Source organism: Kitasatospora sp. NPDC001540 (assembly GCF_042894345.1).
In the GTDB taxonomy this organism is placed as follows: Bacteria; Actinomycetota; Actinomycetes; order Streptomycetales; family Streptomycetaceae; genus Kitasatospora; species Kitasatospora phosalacinea_C.
In genome coordinates this window covers 360039-380096 of sequence record NZ_JBIAVO010000003.1, presented here as the reverse complement: position 1 = coordinate 380096, position 20058 = coordinate 360039, and the positions used below count along the sequence as shown (strand labels likewise).

The 20058-nt window shown below is 74.3% G+C and carries 19 protein-coding genes, 1 tRNA gene and 1 riboswitch; of the genes, 11 read left to right on the top strand and 9 right to left on the bottom strand.

The window, feature by feature from the left end; all coding sequences use genetic code 11:
• Positions 1 to 93 precede the first annotated feature (93 nt).
• Positions 94 to 1089: a tyrosine-type recombinase/integrase gene (locus ACFY00_RS06915; protein WP_388027996.1), complete on the top strand. Its 996-nt coding sequence runs from the start codon at positions 94 to 96 to the stop codon at positions 1087 to 1089.
• A gap of 153 nt (positions 1090 to 1242) precedes the next feature.
• Here the strand turns inward: ACFY00_RS06915 and ACFY00_RS06910 are convergent.
• Together ACFY00_RS06910 and ACFY00_RS06905 are read right to left on the bottom strand one after the other, a co-directional pair.
• Positions 1243 to 1328, bottom strand: a tRNA-Ser gene (locus tag ACFY00_RS06910).
• A gap of 59 nt (positions 1329 to 1387) precedes the next feature.
• Positions 1388 to 3127, bottom strand: coding sequence for a S1C family serine protease (locus tag ACFY00_RS06905; protein WP_388027993.1), 1740 nt, complete (start codon positions 3125 to 3127; stop codon positions 1388 to 1390).
• Positions 3128 to 3430: 303 nt separating this feature from the next.
• Positions 3431 to 3582: riboswitch (TPP riboswitch) on the top strand.
• Between ACFY00_RS06905 and ACFY00_RS06900 the strand changes: the two genes are divergently transcribed.
• The 4 genes from ACFY00_RS06900 (at position 3573) to ACFY00_RS06885 (ending at position 7651) form a co-directional block, all read left to right on the top strand.
• Entirely contained in the window at positions 3573 to 4967 is a 1395-nt protein-coding gene (locus tag ACFY00_RS06900) for a purine-cytosine permease family protein (RefSeq protein ID WP_388027990.1), read from the top strand. Its footprint overlaps the riboswitch before it by 10 nt.
• Positions 4968 to 5108: 141 nt before the next feature.
• Positions 5109 to 5855 (top strand): glycerophosphodiester phosphodiesterase, encoded by a 747-nt coding sequence (locus ACFY00_RS06895; protein ID WP_388028035.1) that lies wholly within the window; start codon positions 5109 to 5111, stop codon positions 5853 to 5855.
• Positions 5856 to 6102: 247 nt separating this feature from the next.
• On the top strand, positions 6103 to 6597 hold the full coding sequence (locus ACFY00_RS06890) for an ATP-binding protein (RefSeq protein ID WP_388028032.1): 495 nt from the start codon (positions 6103 to 6105) through the stop codon (positions 6595 to 6597).
• Positions 6598 to 6673: 76 nt separating this feature from the next.
• On the top strand, positions 6674 to 7651 hold the full coding sequence (locus tag ACFY00_RS06885; protein ID WP_388027988.1) for a DUF5926 family protein: 978 nt from the start codon (positions 6674 to 6676) through the stop codon (positions 7649 to 7651).
• A gap of 229 nt (positions 7652 to 7880) precedes the next feature.
• Here ACFY00_RS06885 and ACFY00_RS06880 read toward each other — a convergent pair whose 3' ends face one another.
• Entirely contained in the window at positions 7881 to 8543 is a 663-nt protein-coding gene (locus tag ACFY00_RS06880; RefSeq protein WP_388027985.1) for a bifunctional DNA primase/polymerase, read from the bottom strand.
• A gap of 434 nt (positions 8544 to 8977) precedes the next feature.
• Between ACFY00_RS06880 and ACFY00_RS06875 the strand changes: the two genes are divergently transcribed.
• The 3 genes from ACFY00_RS06875 to ACFY00_RS06865 all read left to right on the top strand — a co-directional run bounded on the left by ACFY00_RS06875 (position 8978) and on the right by ACFY00_RS06865 (position 13438).
• Entirely contained in the window at positions 8978 to 10411 is a 1434-nt protein-coding gene (locus ACFY00_RS06875) for a PP2C family protein-serine/threonine phosphatase (RefSeq protein ID WP_388027983.1), read from the top strand.
• A gap of 131 nt (positions 10412 to 10542) precedes the next feature.
• The gene (locus ACFY00_RS06870; protein ID WP_388027981.1) at positions 10543 to 12036 is read left to right on the top strand and encodes an aminopeptidase P family protein; all 1494 of its coding nucleotides are present in this window, start codon (positions 10543 to 10545) and stop codon (positions 12034 to 12036) included.
• 385 nt (positions 12037 to 12421) lie between these two features.
• Positions 12422 to 13438: a helix-turn-helix domain-containing protein gene (locus ACFY00_RS06865; RefSeq protein ID WP_388027979.1), complete on the top strand. Its 1017-nt coding sequence runs from the start codon at positions 12422 to 12424 to the stop codon at positions 13436 to 13438.
• A gap of 52 nt (positions 13439 to 13490) precedes the next feature.
• Here ACFY00_RS06865 and ACFY00_RS06860 read toward each other — a convergent pair whose 3' ends face one another.
• From ACFY00_RS06860 to ACFY00_RS06835, 6 genes are all read right to left on the bottom strand, one after another.
• Positions 13491 to 14264 carry a MerR family transcriptional regulator gene (locus tag ACFY00_RS06860; RefSeq protein WP_388027977.1) on the bottom strand — a complete coding sequence of 258 codons (774 nt, stop codon included), beginning with the start codon at positions 14262 to 14264 and terminating at the stop codon, positions 13491 to 13493.
• Between the two features lie 82 nt (positions 14265 to 14346).
• Positions 14347 to 14763 (bottom strand): PPOX class F420-dependent oxidoreductase, encoded by a 417-nt coding sequence (locus ACFY00_RS06855; RefSeq protein ID WP_388028029.1) that lies wholly within the window; start codon positions 14761 to 14763, stop codon positions 14347 to 14349.
• A 43-nt stretch (positions 14764 to 14806) separates the two neighbouring features.
• Complete coding sequence (locus ACFY00_RS06850) at positions 14807 to 15229, bottom strand: MarR family winged helix-turn-helix transcriptional regulator (protein WP_285734132.1); 423 nt, start codon at positions 15227 to 15229, stop codon at positions 14807 to 14809.
• A 54-nt stretch (positions 15230 to 15283) separates the two neighbouring features.
• Positions 15284 to 16357: a hypothetical protein gene (locus ACFY00_RS06845; protein WP_388027975.1), complete on the bottom strand. Its 1074-nt coding sequence runs from the start codon at positions 16355 to 16357 to the stop codon at positions 15284 to 15286.
• 104 nt (positions 16358 to 16461) lie between these two features.
• The gene (trxA, locus tag ACFY00_RS06840) at positions 16462 to 16785 is read right to left on the bottom strand and encodes a thioredoxin (protein WP_388027973.1); all 324 of its coding nucleotides are present in this window, start codon (positions 16783 to 16785) and stop codon (positions 16462 to 16464) included.
• A gap of 40 nt (positions 16786 to 16825) precedes the next feature.
• Positions 16826 to 17242, bottom strand: a complete 417-nt coding sequence (locus ACFY00_RS06835; RefSeq protein WP_388027970.1) for a MerR family transcriptional regulator — start codon at positions 17240 to 17242, stop codon at positions 16826 to 16828.
• Between the two features lie 77 nt (positions 17243 to 17319).
• Here ACFY00_RS06835 and ACFY00_RS06830 point away from each other — a divergent pair, with 77 nt between their 5' ends.
• From ACFY00_RS06830 to ACFY00_RS06820, 3 genes are all read left to right on the top strand, one after another.
• Positions 17320 to 18120, top strand: a complete 801-nt coding sequence (locus tag ACFY00_RS06830; RefSeq protein ID WP_388027968.1) for a GNAT family N-acetyltransferase — start codon at positions 17320 to 17322, stop codon at positions 18118 to 18120.
• Between the two features lie 128 nt (positions 18121 to 18248).
• Positions 18249 to 18602 carry a YciI family protein gene (locus tag ACFY00_RS06825; RefSeq protein ID WP_033250452.1) on the top strand — a complete coding sequence of 118 codons (354 nt, stop codon included), beginning with the start codon at positions 18249 to 18251 and terminating at the stop codon, positions 18600 to 18602.
• Positions 18599 to 19840, top strand: a complete 1242-nt coding sequence (locus ACFY00_RS06820; RefSeq protein ID WP_388027965.1) for an RNA polymerase sigma factor — start codon at positions 18599 to 18601, stop codon at positions 19838 to 19840. Before ACFY00_RS06825 ends, ACFY00_RS06820 begins: the two co-directional genes overlap by 4 nt.
• Positions 19841 to 20058: the final 218 nt, after the last annotated feature.

The window sequence follows — 20058 nt, the reverse complement described above, 5'->3', positions numbered from 1 at the left end:
GCCATGATCAGCCTCATGACCCGCCGCCTAACTGGCGAGACCACCCTGACCTGGCGCGGAACCTGAGCGCCGAAGTCAGGGACGAAACGCCCAGTGAGGAGGGCACTTTCCTGCTGGGCGTTCAACTTCTCGGAGCACCTGCCGGAGCAGCCCGGGGAAATCGCGGCGGCTCTGGAGTGGCTGGCGCGGAAGTCGGTCCAGATCGGCGAGCTGGAGGAATCCGACACCATCCGCCGGGCCCTGGACGCCCTCTCGCGGACGCTGGACGGAAAGACTGCGGCGGACAACACGATCACCCGCAAGCGGATGGTGTTCAACAACGCGCTGAACTACGCGGTCGAGCGGCGGAAGCTGCCCGCGAACCCGCTCCAATTCATCGACTGGTCGCCGCCGGAGACCGATGCCGAAATCGACTTCCGGTGGGTGCCGAACCCGCAGACCGGTCGCGCGCTGGTCGAGGCGGCAGCGCAGGTCTCGGCGCGCGGTCGCCACCTCCGGGCCTTCTACGGCTGCATGCTGTACGCGGCGACCCGGCCTGCCGAGCTGAACCACCTGCGCAAGGCCGACTGCTCACTGCCGGAGTCGGGGTGGGGGCAGCTCCTCCTGCACGGGAGTTCGCCGCGGGTCGGCTCCCGGTGGACCGACGACGGGCGGTCCCACGAGGAGCGCGGGCTGAAGCGGCGGGCCCGGAAGACCACGCGGCCGGTCCCGATCCCGCCGGTGCTGGTGCAGATGCTGCGGGAGCACATCGCGGAGTTCGGCGTCGCACCGGACGGTCGGCTGTTCCGGGCGGCGAGGGGCGGCGTGGTGCTCACCAAGGAGACCGCGGAGGTGTGGAAGGCCGCCCGGAAGTTGGTCCTGACGCCCGAACAGGTCGCCAGCCCGTTCGCCGACGTCCCGTACTCGGCGCGGCACACCGCCGCGTCGGGGTGGCTGACCGCGGGCGTGGACAAGGCCGAGGTGGCCCGCCGGGCGGGGCACAGCATCGCCGTCCTGCTCCGGTTCTACGCGAAGGTCATCAACGACCGCGAGGACCACTCCAACGCCCTGATCGAGCGCTTCCTGAACGGCGACGACCTGACCGAGTAGCCCCGCCGCCGGGCCCGAAAACGTTCCACCGGTGTTCCACACACGGTGGATCGGGCCGGGATACGGGGTGCACGGGATGAGAGAGGATGACGAAAGAGCGGGTGCCGACCGGAGTCGGCACCCGCTCTCACCTGGCGGTTTCACCCACCTGCGCGGAGGGTGTGGGATTTGAACCCACGGTGGCGCGAAGCCACGACAGTTTTCAAGACTGGTCCCTTAGGCCGCTCGGGCAACCCTCCTCGGCGGAGGCCAGCCTAACGGGTCGGAGCGGCCCAGGTGCACACCGTTTCGGGCGGGGTCAGTTGTCGCCCTTGCGCTCGCCGAGGGTGACGGTGGTCTTGGCGTCCTTGCCGTCGCGCTTGTACTCGACCTCGACCTTCTCGCCGGGCTTGTGGGTCCAGATCTCGCTGACCAGGGTGGGGCCGCTGTCGATGGCGATGCCGCCGAGCTTGGTGATGACGTCGCCGGGCTTGAGGCCGGCCTGGTCGGCGGGGCCGCCGGGGGTGACGGCGGGGGTGCCCTGGACGGGGGTGGTGGAGATCTGGGCGCCGTCGCCGTTGTACTTGTCGTTGCGCAGGACGCCGAGGATCGCGTAGACGGGGGTGCCGTCCTTGATCAGGGTCTGCGCGACCCACTTGGCCTGGTTGATCGGGATGGCGAAACCGAGGCCGATGGAGCCGGCCCGGCCGGTGCCGCTGGTGTTGGACTGGATCGCGGAGTTGATGCCGATCACCGAGCCGGAGGCGTCGAGCAGCGGGCCGCCGGAGTTGCCCGGGTTGATCGAGGCGTCGGTCTGCAGGGCGTTCATGTAGGAGGCCTGCGCGCCGGTCTCGTCGCCGGAGGCCACCGGGCGGTCCTTGGCCGAGATGATGCCGGTGGTGACGGTGCCCTCCAGGCCGTAGGGGGCGCCGATGGCGATGGTGGCGTCGCCGATGGCGACCTTGTCGGAGTCGCCGAGCGGCAGCGGGGTGAGCTTGTCGGTGGGCGGGTTGTCCAGGCGGACGACGGCGACGTCGTAGCCCTGGGCGCGGCCGACGACCGAGGCGCTGTAGGAGGAGCCGTCGGAGAACTTGACGGTGAGCTTGCCGCCGTCGGCGGCGGGGGCGACCACGTGGTTGTTGGTCAGGATGTGGCCCTCGGTGTCGAAGACGAAACCGGTGCCGGTGCCGGACTCGCTGGAGCCCTCGGCCTTGATGGTGACGGTGGACGGCAGCGCCTTCGCGGCGATCCCGGCGACGGACTCGGGGGCCCGGTCGAGGTTCTGGTGGGTGTTGCCGACCGTGACGGTGGTGCTGTTGTGGCTGGCGCTGCTGCCGCCGTTGCCCCTGCCGTTGTCGGTGACGGAGGCGCCGATCGCGCCGCCCGCCAGGCCCGCTACCAGGGCGACGGCCGCGACCAGGGCGATCAGCGAGCCGCGCTTGCGCTTGCCGGGGCCGCCCGCGCCGGGCTGCGGGACGGTGCCCCAGGGCGCGCCGGGCCCGCCGCTGCCGGCGCCGCCGGTGGCGTCCCCGCCGGTCGGGTGGCCCCAGCCGCCGACCGGGTGGCCGGCGCCGAACGGGTGCTGCGGCTGCTGCGGGGCGTTCGGGTCGCCGGGCGCGGCCTGGCCGCCGTCCTGGAGGACCGGGGCGGGCAGCGTCGGGGCGACCGCGGTGGTGGCCTCGTCCGGCCGGGCGTACGGGCTGGCCGGCTCGTCCGGGCGGGTGTACGGGTTGGCGGGTGCGGAGACCGAGCCGTACGGGTTCCGGAACGGCGGCGGCGCGTCCACCGGGGCGGCGGGGGCCGCGGCGGCGGGGGCCGCGGCGGCGGGGGCCGCGGCGGCGGCCGGGGCCTCGGGCACCTTGCCGAGCTGCACGGTCTGATCGGCCGCGGGCAGCACCGGCGGCGGAGCGTCCAGGTAGGACGGGGCGGGTGCGGGCGCGGGGGCCGGGGCGGGTGCGGGGGCGGCGGGCGTACCGGACCCGGCGGCCACCGCCTCGGTGCCGGTGGGCTCGGTGGCCTTCTCCGGCGGGGTGGTACCACTCGCGTGCTCGGTGCTCACGGACGACCTCCATCGCTGAACAGAACCTTCGGCCGCGAACCGCGGCGCCGGGGTCACGGTCCTCAACCTCGGGGCACAGTTTTTCCTATGCCGGATTCGGACACCGTAAGCGGCCCCCTGAAGAAATCATGAGAAGCCTTAGGCCGCCCTGACATGCCCACCGACGCACCCACCGGCGCACCCGCTGCCGGGCCCGTCGGCACGCTCGCCGACGTGCCCGTCCGCGGTCCCGCGATGCGGACGGTCGCACCCCCGGTCTTGGCGTTCCCCCGGTCGGAGGCTAGCCTGTCGCTCCTGTAAACCGAAGAACGTCGCGGGAGCTTGGACCAACCAGGCTGAGAGTGCGCCGGTTCGACCGTAGGGCATGGCGGTGACGCCACCACGGCCGAGGGGGCGCTGACCGCCGGAACCTGTCCGGGTAATGCCGGCGTAGGGAGTATCGGCCATGACGGCTGTTCCGTCTGCCCAGTTTTCCGAGCGCACCCCCGGGGCCGACCCCGAGGTGCCCGCCGAGGCGCGTGCCGAGGCCCCGCTGACCCTCGACACCGCCCCGCCGCGCACCCTGGACTTCCGGGCGCTGTTCGCGCTGTGGGCGAACCTCGGGGTGAGTCTGATCGGCTTCACCAGCGCCGCGACGGTGCTCGGCGAGTCCGGCCACGAGCTGGGCTTCGCCGCCGCCGTGACGGCGATCGTCGCGGGCACAGTGATCGGCACCGCGATGCTGGCGGTGGCGGCCCTGGTCGGCGCCCGGACCGGCGCCCCGGCGATGGCGGTGCTGCGCGGCCTGTTCGGCACCCGGCTGTCGTACGTGCCGACGGTGCTGAACATCGTGCAGTGCGTCGGCTGGGGCGTGTACGAGCTGACGGTGGTGGCCTGGGGCGCGCAGACCGTGTCCGGCACCGCGGGCTGGCGCTGGCTGTTCGTGGTGCTGGCGGGCGCGCTGACCACGGTGCTGACGATCTGGCCGCTGGGCGCGATCGCGGTGCTGCGCAAGTACGTGGCGGTCGCGGTGGGCGCGGCGATGGTGTACTTCACGGTGCAGTTCGCCCGGCAGGGCTTCCCGGACCCGGGCGCGGGCAACTGGCACGGCTTCCTGCGCGCGACGGACGCGGTGATCGCGGTGTCGGTGTCCTTCGTGCCGCTGGCCGCGGACTACACCCGGCACGCGCGCAGCTCGTCGAAGGCGTTCTGGGCGACGTTCTCCGGCTACTCGGTGGCCCAGGTGTGGTGCTACGTGCTGGGCGTGGTGGCGCTGCTGCAGTCGGGCGGGGACGCGGACCGGATCTTCGAGTCGTTCACCGGCGTCGCGGCGGGCTGGGCGTTCCTGCTGGTGCTGGTGCTGCGGGAGACCGACCAGTCGTTCGCGAACGTGTACTCGACCGCGATGTCGATCCACAACCTGCTGCCGCGGGTGGACCGCCGGGTGCTGACCGGCGGGATCGGCGTGCTGGTGACGGTGCTGGCGCTGCAGATCAAGGAGTTCACCGACTCGTACTACGGGTTCCTGGGCCTGATCGGCTCGGTGTTCGTGCCGCTGTTCGCGGTGCTGGCGGCGGACTACTTCCTGGGCGCGGGCCGGCGCGGCTGGAACCTGGCGCAGGACGCCCCGGCGCGCTGGTCGATGCTGCTGCCGTGGGCGGTGGGCTTCGCGGTGTACCAGTTGCTGGCCCCGTCCGGCATCGGCGACTGGTGGACCGGGTTCTGGGGGGACGTCCAGCGGGCGGTGCACTTCACCCCGCAGGCGTGGACCTCGGCCTCGCTGTTCTCGTTCCTGGTGGCGGCGCTGGCCACGCTCGCGGTGACGGCGCTGGAGCGCCCGGGGGCCGTCGGGCGCCCCTGAGCTGTTCACCCGCCCGTCGCCGCGCCGGTGGTCGGCGGCCACCGGGCGCCGCGTACGGTGGTCGGCGTGGACACCCAGCACAGCGCGGCCGGTTCGCCCGCCGCCCGGACGGACCGCGTCGAGCGCTCGGCGGTCAAGGTGATCGCCCACCGGGGCTCCTCGGCGGCGCTGCCGGAGCACACCGAGGAGGCCTACCGGCGGGCGCTGGAGGAGGGCGCGGACGGGCTGGAGTGCGACGTCCGGGTCACCGCCGACGGGCGGTTGGTGTGCGTGCACGACCGCACGGTGGCGCGGACCTCTGACGGGCGGGGCACGGTGTCGACGATGACGCTGGCTCAACTCTCCGCGCTGGACTTCGGCTCGTGGAAGCACCCGCAGGAGCCGCGCCGCAGCTCGGTGCTCACCCTGGAGCGGCTGCTGGAGCTGGTCGCGGACGCCGGGCGGCGGGTGGAGCTGGCGATCGAGACCAAGCACCCGGTGCGGTACGCGGGCCGGGTGGAGGCCGAACTGCTGCGGGTGCTGGGCCGGTTCGGGCTGCTGCCGGCCGCGCCGGAGGAGTCGGCGGTGCGGGTGATGAGCTTCTCCGAGCTGGCCCTGCACCGCGTCCGGCGGGCCGCCCCGGCGGTGCCCCGGGTGTACCTGTGGGAGCGGCGGCTGCCGGTGCTGGGCCGGACCAGGTCGCTGCCGGGCGGCGCGGCGGTCGCCGGTCCCGGCATCGAGCTGGTGCGGCGGAACCCGGGCCTGGTGACGGCGCTGCGCCGGGGCGGGCACCCGGTGCACGTGTGGACGGTGGACCGGCCGGAGGACGTCGAACTCTGCCTGGAACTCGGCGTGGCGGCGCTGATCACCAACCGCCCGGCCGAGGTGCTGGCCCAGCTCGGCCGCTGACCGCGCCGCCCGGCGGCGGGCGGCACCCGGGGCCCAATCGCGTGACAGAAATACCGAACGGGGTATTTCCGGGCGGTGTTTCCCGGCGATCACCGCCGCTGAACGTGAGGCACCCCTCACCTTTTGGCCGGAGTCCGGGCGGATGTCGTTAATACCGCCATCGGATCGTCGAACGTCCGTTTCCGACGCATTACCGGCGGGCATCCATCCCTCGGCAGAAGCTGAAGGAGGTCCGGGGGTGGCGTTGATGGTGGCGCGAGCTGTGCCAGTTCAGGCCGGGTCGACCTCATCGGCCATGGCGGTTCCGCACGGACCGGCCAGTGTTTCGACCGCGCGGCGCAGGCTGCGCAGCGATCTCGGCGACCGGTCGATACCGGAAGCGGTGATTGACGACGCGGTGTTGATCCTCTCCGAACTCCTCAGCAATTCCTGTCGCCACGCGAGACCGCTGGAGCACGACGACGACGCGGCCGACGAGGAGGCCGACGGCGGTACGGTGCTGGTGAGTTGGCAGATGCGCGGGGACGGCCTGCTGACCCTGGAGGTGACGGACGGCGGGGCGGCGACCCGGCCGGTCCCGGCCAGCCCCTCGGTGACGGCGCACGGCGGCCGGGGCCTGAGCATCGTCGGCAAGCTCGCCCGGGACTGGGGCGTGCGGCACGCACCCGGTCAGGTGACGGTGTGGGCGGAGCTCCCGGCGTTCGGGCAGGTCGCGGGCGGCGGGCGGCGGCGCAGCGCCTGAGCGGGGCCCGGGCGGGGCGGCCCGGGCGAAGTAGGCTGCCCGGAGCAACGTCCGACGTCCCCGGGAGAGCCGCACCATGGCCAAGAAGGCCGCGAAGAAGCAGCCCAGCCAGTCCACCGCCGTCGAGGGCGAGGTCCCGGTCGTCGGGGCGCGCGAGGCGTGCCCGTGCGGTTCGGGCCGCCGCTACAAGGCGTGCCACGGCCGCCAGGCGGCGCACGCGGTGCAGGAGTTGGTGCACCGCCCGTTCGAGGGCCTGCCGGGCGAGGCCGACTGGGTGGCCCTGCGCGAGCTGGTCCCGGCCGCCACGGTGCCGCTGACGCTGGCCGCCGGGGTGGCCGAGGAGGCCGTCGGCGAGGTCCCGTCGGTGACGCTGGCGACGGTGCTGCCGCTGGCCTGGCCGGCCCTGCGCCGCGCGGACGGGTCGATCCTGCTGGGCCTGCAGACGCAGTCCTCCTCGGGCGACCTGAGCCGTGACCTGGCGGACGCGCTGGAGCTGGCGCTGGCCACCGAGCCGGGCACCCCGGTGCCGGCCCGCCGGACCAACCCGGGCGGCCGCCGCCTGCAGGAACTGCTGGACACCACGGCCGCGTTCGTGCCCGAGGTGCACACCGGCTTCGAGTTCTGGCTGGAGGACGCCGAGACGGCGACCGGCGAGGTGGCGGCCTCGCTGGAGCGGGCCAACGCCTCCGCGATCCCGACCGAGAAGCTCGCCGGGGTGGACTCCGCGTACTGGTGCGGCACCCCGGACAAGAACCACCTGCGCTGGGTGATGACCGTCCCCGAGGAGCAGTTGCTGGACGCGCTGGCCCGGCTGTCGGCGGCCGGGGACAGCTCGCTGGGCGAGGGCACCAAGCTGGTGGGCTCGTTCCGGGCGCACGGCCTGACCGTCCCGGTGTGGGACCTGCCGGTGGAGATGACCGCCGCGGAGGTGGAGAAGCCCGCGGTGGAGTTCGCCGCGAAGCTGGCCGAGGTGCTGGCCGCGCCCGCGCCGCTGACCGCGGAGGAGCGCCGGGCCCGGGCCAACCTGGTGAGCCGTCAGATCACCCTGAACTAGTCCGGAGTGACCGGCGTCACATTGTCCGCCGTTCACCGGAAGGCCGCCGGGAATCCCAAAGGCCTTTCGGCGTGGACAAATTGGCGCGGAGCCGGATCTTTGTTACTGTTTGAACAGTCCGACCGCTGGTGCATCCCCCGTCGCCAGCGGTCGGACATTTCTCGTTCCGGGCCGCCGCGCGCAGCATATCTGACCGAGCATCATCAAACCGGGCCGTCCGGGGCCCGGTTCAGCCCTGCGGCAGCGCGACCGCGCTGGCCGTGATCAGCCCGCCCAGCAGCGTCCCGACCTCCGGCAGCCAGGGCCGCCCCGGCCCGGGCCTGCGCACCCAGTGCACCGGCCCCACCCCCGTCCGGGACGGCGGCAGCACCAGGTAGCCGCCCGGCCCGTGGTAGCGCAGCACGCCCGGCACCCACGGCCGCTCGGCCAGCAGCCCGCCCAGCTCCGCCAGCGTGTACGGCGCGGTCAGCAGCACGAACCGGCCCGGCGTGCCGAGCACCGGACCGTACGGGACGCCGATCTCCTCCAGGTGCCGCAGCAGCCACGGCCCGGCCGGGCGCGGCAGGCTCACCGCGCCCAGCGCCCGCCCGGTCGCCACCAGCACCGGGGCGCCCGGGGCGCGCCGCTCCCACCACCAGCGCACCATCCGCGGGTCGGTGGTGGCCGCCTCCAGCGGCGGGTCGTCCGGGTGGCCGCCGGGCACCGCGCAGGAGCGGTCCGCGCACGAGCACGGTCCGGCCGCCCCGCGCAGCGCCCGCGCGCCCGGCACCACCGGCCAGCCGCACCCGGCGGCGGCCTCCAGGGCGGCGGCCAGCGCCAGCGAACGGCCCCGGCGGCCCGGCCACCAGCGGCCGACGCGCTCGGGCAGCAGCTCTCGGCGGGGTGGGCGCATGGCGGCTCGTTCCTTTCCGCGTTCGCATCGGTTCCGCGTCGCACCGGTTCCGGTCGGCGCCGGTTCCGGGGTCGCACCGGGCGCACGGCGCGGTCGGTGCGATCGTCTGATCGGTCGGACGGCGTGGTCGGGGGTGGCGGGCGGTGCGTGTGCGTCTCGGCTACCCGCCGCTGGAACGAGAATCCCCCATACGTCCGGATGGACGCGGCCGCCCGGGCCCCGGTTCCACCGTACGAGTGAGCCCGGGCCGCCCCGGGTGGCGCCCCGGCGGCCTGCGCATACGATCCCTGCACGTTCGGCCCCCGTACTCCTGGACATGCCCCGATCGGCCTGTGTACAAGTGGGGGAAACCTGCCGAGTAGTGAGTAAAGACATCGTTTCGGTCGGTCTCGGTGGTCTTGCGTGACACGTTCCGGATTGTGGGGAGTTGCGACATGACCGACGTCCACCCGTTGACGTCCCCGGTGCCCGCGGCCGCGGCGCCCGCGTCCACTGCCGCGGCGCCCGCAGCCGCCGCGCCGACGCCCGCGCCGTCCGTCGATCCGGTGCTGCTGCCGGAGCTCGGCGAGGTGCCCGCGGCCGACCTGCAGGACCGTTTGGCCGGATGGCTGTCCGATTTCACCAGCCTGCAGGAGCACCTGGAGCTGCTGGCCCGGGCCGACGGCCTGGGCGGCACCCTCGACGCGCTGCTGGACTCCGGCGCGGCCCTGCTCGGCGCCCGCCGCGGCCTGGTGGTCACCCTGCCGCCCGGCCCGGACCGGCAGCCCGCCCGCCCGGTCGGCCTCGGCCTGGACCGGGCGATGCTCGGCGCGCTGGAGACCGTCCCGGTCGAGCACGGCCCGTTCGCCGGGCTGCTCGGCCACCCCGGCCCCGAGGGCCGGCTGCTGATCGCCGACCTGGCCGCCGACCCGGCCGTCGGCCCGCGCTTCCGCGAGGTCGCCGGGCAGCTCGGCCTCGGCGCCTGCTACGCGCTGCCGCTGGCCGCCGGCCCCGGCGGCCCGCTCGGCGCCGCCGCCTGGTTCTACGACGAGCCCGGCAGCCCGGACGAGCGCCGCGAGCACCTGGTGCGCCGCTACTGCGAGTTCGCCGCCCCGCTGCTGGCCCGCCAACTGGAGGCGGACCGGGCGGTGCGCGCCGCCGAGGCGCTGCGCCGCTCGCTGCTGCCCGACCACCTGCCCACCCGCCCCGGTCTGAAGGTCGCCGCCCGCTGCGTGCCCGCCGCCCTGGAGCGCGCCGCGGGCAGCGACTGGTACGACGCGATCGCGCTGCCCGACGACACGGTGGGCCTGAGCGTGGGCAGCGTGCTCGGCGGCGGCCCGGGCGCCGGGCCCGGCGCGGGCACCGGCGCGGCCGCCGCGATGGGCCGGGTGCGGGCCGCGCTGCGCGCCTACGCGGTGCTGGAGGGCGAGGACCCGGTCTCGGTGCTCGGCGACCTCGAACTGCTGCTGAAGACCACCGAGCCGACCCGCTCCGCCACCGCCGTCTACGCCTGCGTGGACCCGGCCGAGCGCCGGATCGCGCTGGCCGGGGCGGCGAACTGCCCGCCGGTGCTGCTCACCCGCTACGGCGCGAACTTCGTGGAGACCTCGCTGTCCGCGCCGCTGGGCATGCTCAGCTGCTGGGAGGCCCCCGGGGTGGAGCTCACCGCCGAGCGCGGCGACGTGCTGGTGCTGTACACCGAGGGCCTGGCCCGCCGCTTCGCCGCCAACCTGCACGCCGGACAGAGCGCCCTGCGCCGCGCCGCCGCCGACGCCCCGCGGGACGTCCGGCTCGACCCGGAGCGGCTCTGCGCCCACCTGCTGGAGCGGGCCGGCGGCGCCGAGCCGGGCGCGGACGACCTGGTGCTGCTGGCCGTCCGCTTCGAGTAGGACGGCCCCGGCCGGATACCGGACGCCCTTCCTCCGCTCGAACGCCCCTACGTACCATGGGGGCGACATCCGCCCGCGCGCCCCGTGACCCGGGGACGGGCGGGCGGCAGCGTGCGCGAGGAGGCGACGTAGTGACCGAGGACCGCAGCCCGGCGGTGTCCGAGAACCCCGAGGGTTCCGCCGAGGGCGAGAAGGACGAGCAGCCGGTCAAGAGCCGCAAGAACGGCCTGTACGACGGCGTCTCGGACGAGCTCGCCGCGTCCATGCGCACCGGCTGGGCCGACACCGAGCTGCGCGGCCTGGCCCCCGACGTGCAGGCCCCGTACGCGGCCGCGCGCCGGGCGAAGCTGTCCGCCGCGTTCCCGGGCGAGCGCCTGGTCGTCCCCGCGGGCAACCTGCGCACCCGGGCCAACGACACCGAGTACGCGTTCCGCGCCGCCAGCGAGTACGTCCACCTGACCGGCAACCGGACCGAGGACGCCGTGCTGGTCGGCGAGCCGGTCGAGGACGGCCACGCGTTCGCGCTGTACCTGCTGCCGCGCTCGGACCGGGAGAACGGCGAGTTCTGGCTGAGCGGCCAGGGCGAGCTGTGGGTCGGCCGCCGCCACTCGCTGGCCGAGTCCGAGCAGCTGTACGGCCTGCCGGTGCGGGACGTGCGCAAGGCCGCCGAGGAGCTGGCCGCCACCACCGTCCCGACCCGGATCGTCCGCGGCTACGACGCCGCGCTGGAGGCCGCGCTGGCCGAGCAGCTCGACGCCGAGAAGGACGACGAGCTGACGGTGTTCCTGTCCGGGCTGCGCCGGGTCAAGGACGAGTGGGAGATCGGCGAGCTGCGGGCCGCCTGCGACGCCACCGTGCTGGGCTTCACCGACGTGGTGCGCGAGCTGGACCGGGCCGTCGCCACCTCCGAGCGCTGGATCGAGGGCACCTTCTGGCGCCGCGCCCGGGTCGAGGGCAACGACGTCGGCTACGGCACGATCGCCGCGGCCGGCCCGCACGCCACCACCCTGCACTGGGTGCGCAACGACGGCGACGTGCGCCCCGGCGAGCTGCTGCTGCTGGACGCGGGCGTGGAGACCCACACCCTCTACACCGCCGACGTCACCCGCACCCTGCCGGTCAACGGCCGCTTCACCCCGCTGCAGCGCAAGATCTACGACGCGGTGTACGACGCCCAGGAGGCGGGCATCGCCGCGGTCAGGCCGGGCGCGAAGTTCCGCGACTTCCACGACGCCGCGCAGCGGGTGCTCGCCGCGCGCCTGCTGGAGTGGGGCCTGATCGACGCCTCGGTGTACGACCTGGAGAAGGTCCTGGAGCTCGGCCTGCAGCGCCGCTGGACGCTGCACGGAACCGGCCACATGCTCGGCCTCGACGTGCACGACTGCGCGCACGCCCGCCGCGAGGAGTACGTGGACGCGCTGCTGGAGCCCGGCGTGGTGCTGACCGTCGAGCCCGGCCTGTACTTCCAGGCCGACGACCTGACCGTCCCCGAGGAGTACCGCGGCATCGGCGTGCGGATCGAGGACGACATCCTGGTCACCGCCGACGGCCACGAGAACCTCTCCGCGGGCCTGCCCCGGCAGGCCGACGAGGTCGAGTCCTGGATGGCCTCGCTGACCTCCTGACCCGCCCCCCGACGCCCCGAGGGCCCGGCCGGAGCTCCCCTCCGGCCGGGCCCTCAGTGGCGTCGGCCCCAACCCGAGGCGGCCGAGCAGACGGTGACATTCTTCGCATAACGGACACGGATCGACGTGGGCATCGGACGTTCTCCGGACGTGGCAGGGAAGGGTACGGGGAGTGGCCGCACCGACTCCCCGAGTGATGACTCCTCATCCTCCCGGGAGGTTGCCTCCGGATTCCAAAGGTTTTCCGCCGCGCTCCGTCCCCGTCCGATCAGCCTCCGCCGCCGTCCGTGCGCGCCCGTCCACCCGGTCGGCGCCCCCGGCACCGCCGTCGGCCCGGCCGCTACACTCGGCGCGAAACCGACGACGGCCGCACCAGGAGCACCAGATGGCCGAGCCCGTGCCCATCACCATCGGAAGGCGCCCGGCGCCGGTGCACACCGTCGCGGTGTACGCCTTCGCGGGCATGGCCCCGTTCGAACTCGGCGTGGTGGTCGAGGTGTTCGCCCTCGCCCGGCCCGAGCTCGCCGGACTGCTCTCCGCCCCCTGGTACGACGTCCGGGTGTGTGCCGAGCGCCCCGGCCACCCGTTGGAGGCGGTCGGCGGGTTCTCCCTGACCCCCCGGCACGGCCTGGAGGAGCTCGCCGCCGCCGACACCGTCGTGGTGGTCGGGGTGCCCGACCCGTACGGCGACGTCCCGCCCGCGGTCACCGCCGCCCTGCGCACCGCGCACGCCCGCGGCGCCCGGGTGGTCTCGATCTGCTCCGGCGCCTTCGCGCTGGCCGCCGCCGGACTGCTCGACGGCCTGCCCGCCACCACCCACTGGCGGTACGCGGCGGAACTGCGCCGCCGCTACCCGGACGTGCGGGTCGACCCGGACGTGCTGTACGTCGACAACGGGCAGGTGCTGACCAGCGCGGGCAGCGCCGCGGGCATCGACCTGTGCCTGCACCTGGTCCGGCAGGACCACGGCGCCAAGGTCGCCAACACCGTCGCCCGCCGCTTCGTCGTCCCGCCGCACCGGGACGGCGGGCAGGCCCAGTTCATCCAGGCCGCGGTGCGGCCGGTGGAGGAGCCGGAGGACGGGGTGACCCGCTCGATGCGCTGGGCGCTGGAGCACCTGGCCCGGCCGCTGACCGTGCCGCTGCTGGCCCGGGCGGCCGGCATGTCCGACCGCTCGTACCTGCGGCACTTCACCGCCCGCAACGGGGTCAGCCCGATGCGCTGGGTGGCGATCCAGCGGATCGCGGCCAGCCTGCCGCTGCTGGAGTCGCCGGAGGGCAGCGTGGAGGAGATCGCCGCGGCGGTGGGCTTCGAGTCGGCGGCGACCTTCCGCCACCACTTCGGCCGCACCATGCGCACCTCCCCGACCGCCTACCGGCGCACCTTCGGCCGGGCGGCCTGAGCCCGGACGGTCCGAGCCCGGACGGTCCGAGCCCGGGCCGCCCGGCGGTGGGTCAGGCCTCCCGCTCCAGCCGGTCGGCGTTGGCGTGGATCGCGTCCCGCAGCCACTGCGCCAGGCCCGGGGCGAGCTTCTCGTACGTCTCGGTGAACCGCGGGTCGGCGACGTACATGTCGCCGAGGCAGCGGTGCATCTGCGGGCCGCAGTCGTAGAAGTTCGCCCCGATGTGCTGCCGGTGCCGCTCGGCCACCGCCATCGCCTGCTCGCCGTCCGGGGCCGCCCCGGCGGTGAACGCCGCCACCGTGGCGTCGTTGATGCCGTCGGCCTCGGCCTTGATCCGCTCCCAGTCCGCCTTGGTGTAGCGGGCGGTGCGCTGCTGGGACTGCTTCCAGGCGTCGGTCTCGCCCCAGCGCTGCTCGGCCTCGTCCTCCCAGCTCTCCTGGTAGTCCTTGCCGAACACCTCGAACTTCTCCTCCGGGGTCAACTGGATCCCCAAGGTCCTCGCCTCCATCGCTCGCTCGACCGCCGCGGCGAGTTCCTCCAGCTTGCGGATCCGGTCGCCGATCAGCTCGCGCTGACGGCGCAGGTGCTCGCCGGGGCCGACCGTCCGGTCGTCCAGGATCGCCGCGATCTCCTCCAGCGGGAAGCCGAGTTCGCGGTAGAACAGGATCTGCTGCAGCCGGTCCAGCTCGGCCTCGCTGTAGCGCCGGTAGCCGGCCGGGGTGCGGCCGCTCGGCGACAGCAGGCCGATCTCGTCGTAGTGGTGCAGGGTGCGCACCGTGACCTTGGCGATCGCCGCCAGCCGTCCGACCGTGTAGCCCTCGTCCATCGCGTTCCTCCTTCCCGCCGCTGTTGCGACCAGCCTGCGGCCTCACGCGACGTGAGGGTCAAGCGGGAATCCGGGCGGCTCCTCAGTCGGCGACGCCGCTCTGCGCGAGCACCTTGCCGATCCGCAGCCGCACCAGCAGTTCGCCCGGGACGCCGTTGCGGGCGGCGTACTCCTCGGCCCGCTCCTCGCCCATGTAGCGGGCGGCGATCCGGCCCGCCCAGTGCCGGACCTCGTCCAGCTCCTCGCTGACCGCGGCCACGCCCTCGACCAGCACGAACGCGAACGGCGGCCGGTCGTCGTCCACGCACAGCGCGGCCCGGCCGTCGCGGCGCAGGGTGCGGCCCTTGACGGTGTCCCGGCCGGTGTTGAACACCAGGTCGTCGCCGTCGAGCAGGAACCAGACCGGGGCCAGGTGCGGACGGCCGTCGGCGCGGGTGGTGGCGAGCTTGCCGGTGCGGGTGCCGTGGGAGAGGAAGGCGCGCCACTCGGGCTCGGTCATCGTGGGCATGGCCGCCATCCTCCCGGCTCCCGCCCCGCGCCGCCTACTCGGACTCGCCGTAGCGGACCAGGTAGGCGGCGAACCGGTGCAGGTCCTCGTCGCCCCAGGAGGTGAAGCGGTCGGTGAAGGCCCGCCGCCGCTGCTCGTACGCGTCCGCGAGGAGCTGCTCCCCGGCGGCCGTCAGGTGCAGCAGCTGCCCGCGCTGGTCGTCCGGGTCGGCCTTGCGGCCCAGCAGCCCGAGCCGCTCCAGCGCGCCGACCTGGCGGCTGACGGTGGACTTGTCGAGCATGAAGTGCGCCGCCAGGTCGGCACCCCGGCAGGAACCGCGCTCCTTGACCAGGTCGAGCATGCTGTACGTGACCAGCGAGAGCTCGGGGTGCAGTTGGGCTGCCTTGTGGCGGGCCCGGCGGGCGAACGCGGTCAGCTCCCGCTGGATGGTCTCCAGCGCGGCGTCGCGGTCGGGCATGGCGGCGGCTCCTTCGTCGTGCGGTGTTGCGGACCACGGTAGGGGTAGCCGCACTCAGACGCCGACCGCCTCCTCCATCTCCTCCTCGGCGGGCTCGTCGACGGCCTTCTCGACGGCCTTCTCGACGGGCTGCGGCCGGGCCGCGGCGAGGGCCCGGCCGCGCTCGGTGCGGGCGGCCAGCAGGAGCAGCACCGCGCCCGCCGCGAGCCAGCCGAACAGGGTGGCGACGTGGCCGCCGAACCCGGCCCGGCCGCCGAAGTAGACGTGGTCGCGGACGCCCTCCAGGAAGCCCGCGCCGTTCCAGAAGGCGTGCAGGGCGCCGTAGAAGCCGTTCTGCAGCTCGGGCTGGAAGATGCCGCCGGAGCTGGTGAAGTTGAGCATCACGAACAGCGCCATCATGGTCAGCGTGGTCCACCGGCCGAGGAAGGTGTGCAGGGCGGTGCCGATCGCGATGATGCCCGCCGAGTACAGCCAGCTCATCGCCCAGATGCCGGGCAGGCCGTGGTCGACCAGGTGGAACACCGGCCCGGCCAGCGCCGCGCCGAACAGGCTGACCACCAGCGCCACGCCGAGGCCGAGCAGCGCCCGCGCCCGCATGCCCAGCGCCGCACCGGCCGCGCCGAGCACGGCGACCGAGCCGTAGGAGCCGATGCTGAGCGCCACCATCAGGAAGAACAGGCCCTGCCCGGTCGGGTCACCGGCCGGCAGCGGGGTCAGTTCCTGGACGGTCAGCGGCTTGCCCTGCTGGGTGGCGACCTTGGTGAACACCTTCTCGGCGACGGTGGCCGAGGTGTCCGAGTTCGCCGAGGCCACCAGCAGGGTCGGCGCGTCGGCGCTCGGCACGTAGGCGGCGACCAGCTCGCGGTCGAGCAGCCGGGTGCGGGCCGCGTCGGTGTCGGCCACGGTGGTGACGTCCAGCCCGTCGCCGGCCTTGTCCTTGAGGGTCTGCGCCAGCACCTGGGTCTGCGGGCCCTGGCCGACCACGGCGACCGGCAGTTGGTGCGGGGCGGGGGCGTGGAAGGCGGAGAGGTAGGCGATCCCCATGCCGAGGCACATCAGCAGGGGGGTGACCAGGTGGGTGAGGACGTGCCGCAGGGCGGGGCGGGACGCTGCCGGGAGCGAGGACATCGCACCTCCATGGTTGGCAAGTACAACTAATATTTAGTTGCACTTTACAACGCCATGATGCTTCGCATCCACTCGAACCCCGCCCCCGTGACACACCTCACCCGCTACAGCAGGTCGTCGAGCTCCCGCAGCAGACGGCTCTTCGCCCGCGCCCCCACCATCGACCGCACCGGCTCGCCGCCCTTGAACACCATCAGCGTCGGCATCGACAGCACCCCGTACGCCGCCCGGGTCTCCGGGTTCGCGTCCACGTCCAGCGCCACCACCGCCAACTTCCCCTCCTGCTCCCGGGCCAGCTCCGCCAGCACCGGCGCCAACTGCCGGCACGGCGGGCACCACTCGGCGGTGAACTCCACCAGCACCGGCCCCTCGGCCGCCAGCACCTCGCTCGCGAAGTCCCGGTCCGTCACACTGCGCACGCCACCCATCGCGTCCTCCTGACGCTCGTCGTCCCTGTCGTCCCCGTCGTCACTCCTCGGTGCGGACCAGCTCGCAGCGCGGCTCCCCCGGCCCGGTCCCGGCCAGCGCGTCGCGCGCCGCCTCGGCCTGCGCCAACTGCCCCGCCAGCACCTCCCGGACCTCGCTCAACCGGGCCACCATCGCGTCCAGTTCGGCCAGCTTCGCCCGGTACACCTCCAACGAGGCCGGGCAGGAGTCACCCGCCGGATGCCCCGCCCGCAGGCACTCCACGAACGGCCGGGTCTCCTCCAGCTCGAACCCGAAGTCCTGCAGCACCCGGATCTGCCGCAGCAGCCGCAGGTCCTCCTCGTCGTACGCCCGGTACCCGTTGCCCCCGCGCCGCGCGGGCAGCAGCCCCCGCGACTCGTAGTAACGCAGCGCCCGGGTGGTGGTGCCCGCCCGCCGTGCCAGTTCGCCGATCCGCATGCCACGACGCTAGACCTTCACCCCGACGTCAACGCCAGCCCCGGAAACCCCCTTGCACCGATCGTTACGCTCACCTGATGACCGACCCGACCACGGCCCTGCTCGCGGCCTACGACGAGCACATGCGCGGACTCGGCGCCCGCGGCGAGGGCGAGACCCACGAGAGCGACGGCCCGCTGCTGCGCAAGTACGGCGGCTTCCGCGGCTTCGTCACCTCCCCCCGCCCCGACCTCGGCCTGCGCGGCGAGGAGCTCGACGAACTCATCGTCCGCCAGCGCGAGTTCTTCGCCGCCCGCGGCGAGGCCGTCGAGTGGAAGACCCGCGGCCACGACCTGCCCGCCGACCTGCCCGAGCGGCTCACCGCCGCCGGGTTCGTCGGCGAGGAGCCCGAGACCGTCCTGGTCGGCCTCGCCGCCGAACTCGCGCTCCCCGTCCCCGCCCCCGAGGGCGTCACCGTCCGCCGGGTCACCGACCCCGCCGACATGCGGCGGATCGCCGCGCTGCAGAGCGAGGTCTGGGGCGAGGACTGGTCCTGGCTCGCCGACGACCTCGCCTCCCGCGCTGCAAACACCGAGACCTTCCTCGTCCTGGTCGCCGAGACCGACGCCCCCCGCCCCGAGGTGGTCTCCGCCGCCTGGCTCACCAGCACCCCCGGCACCGGCTTCGGCGGCCTCTGGGGCGGCTCCACCCTCGCCGCCTGGCGCGGCCGCGGCATCTACCGCGCCCTGGTCGCCCACCGCGCCCGCTGGGCCCTCGACCACGGCATCCGGCACCTCCAGGTCGACGCCTCCCCCGACAGCGCCCCCATCCTCCGCCGCCTCGGCATGCACGCCGTGACCACCACCACCCCGTACGTCTGGACCCCGCCCGCCGTCTGACCTGCGAGGACGCGCTGCCGGAAGATCTCCTCGAAAAACTTCCGGCAGCATGTAGAGACCGTCTCCCCGGCTCCGACCACTGGACGCAAGCACGCACCGCACGACGAGACGAAGAGGACGTGGTCCCCGTGAAGTACCTGCTGATGACCTACGGCAACCAGGAGAAGTGGGACTCGCTGCCGGCCGAGGGCTGGACCGAGGCGATCGCCCAGCAGGACGCCTTCAACAAGCGCTACCGGGAGAGCGGCGAGCTGATCGGCGCGTACGGCCTCGGCGACGCCGCGGCCTGCCGGATGGTGGGGCGCAAGGACGGGCTGCCGGTGGTCAGCGACGGCCCCTACCTGGAGACCAAGGAGTACATGGCCAGCTTCTACCTGCTCGACGTCGACAGCGAGGAGCGCGCCCTGGAGATCGCCGCCGACATGCCCTGGGCCGACCGCGAACCGGTCGAGCTCTGGCCGATCCTGCACGAGGCCAAGTGACCCTCCCCGCTCCCGCCGACCAGGACCTGCTGCGCGCACTCGCGCCGCAGGTCCTGGCGGCGCTGCTGCGCCGCCACGCCGGGGCGTTCGACGCCTGCGAGGACGCCGTCCAGGAGGCGCTGCTCGCCGCCGCCGAGCAGTGGCCGCGGGACGGACGGCCCGACAACCCGCGCGGCTGGCTGGTGACGGTGGCCTCCCGGCGGCTGGTCGACCTGGTCCGGGCCGACCGGGCCCGGCGCGAGCGCGAGGAACGGCTCTTCCTCGCCACCCCGCAGTCCGAACTGCTCGGCCGCCCCGCCGACGCCGACCCGGACACCGACCGGGACGACTCGCTGGCCCTGCTCTTCCTCTGCTGCCACCCCGCCCTGACCGCGCCCAGCCGGATCGCCCTCACCCTGCGCGCGGTCGGCGGCCTGAGCACCGCCCAGATCGCGGCCGCGTTCCTGGTGCCGGAGGCCACCATGGCGCAGCGGATCAGCCGGGCCAAGCAGACCATCCGCACCTCCGGCCTGCCGTTCGCCCTCCCCGGCCCGGACGAGGCCGACGGACGGCTGCGCGAAGTCCTGCAGGTGCTCTACCTGGTCTTCAACGAGGGCTACACCGCCACCGGCGGCGAGGACCTGACCGCCGCCCGGCTCACCGACGAGGCGATCCGGCTGACCCGGCTGCTGCACCGGCTGCTCCCCCGGGACGCCGAGGTGATGGGGCTGCTCGCCCTGATGCTCCTCACCGACGCCCGCCGCCCCGCCCGCACCGGCCCCGACGGCGAACTCGTCCCGCTGCCCGAACAGGACCGCAGCCGCTGGGACGCCGCCGCCATCGCCGAGGGCGTCGCCCTGGTCGAACGCGCCCTCCCGGCCGGCCGGGTCGGCCCCTACCAACTGCAGGCCGCCATCGCCGCCCTGCACGACGAGGCCCCCGACGTCGCGGCCACCGACTGGCCGCAGATCCTCGCCCTGTACGACCTCCTGCTGCGGGTGGCCCCCGGCCCGATGCCCGCCCTCAACCGCACCGTCGCCCTCGCCGAGGTGCACGGCCCCGCCCTCGCCCTCAAGGAACTCGACACCCTGCAGGGCGAGTTGTCCCGCCACCACCGCTACCACGCCGTCCGCGCCGAACTCCTGCTGCGCACCGGCGACACCCCCGCCGCCACCGAAGCCTTCCGCCGCGCCGCCACCCTGGCCCCCACCCTCCCGGAACGCCGCTACCTCACGGAACGGGCCCGCCTGCTCCCCTGACAGCCCCAGGGCGGCGGCCCACCGGCACACCCCCGCGCAACGGCAGACCGGTACACACCCCGCGCAGCGGAAAGCCCGCGCAGCGACGGCAGCCCCGCGCAGCGGAAAGCCCGCGCAGCGAAGGCAGCCCCGCGCAGCGGAAAGCCCGCGCAGCGAAGGCAGCCCCGCGCAGCGGAAAGCCCGCGCAGCGAAGGCAGCCCCGCGCAGCGGAAAGCCCG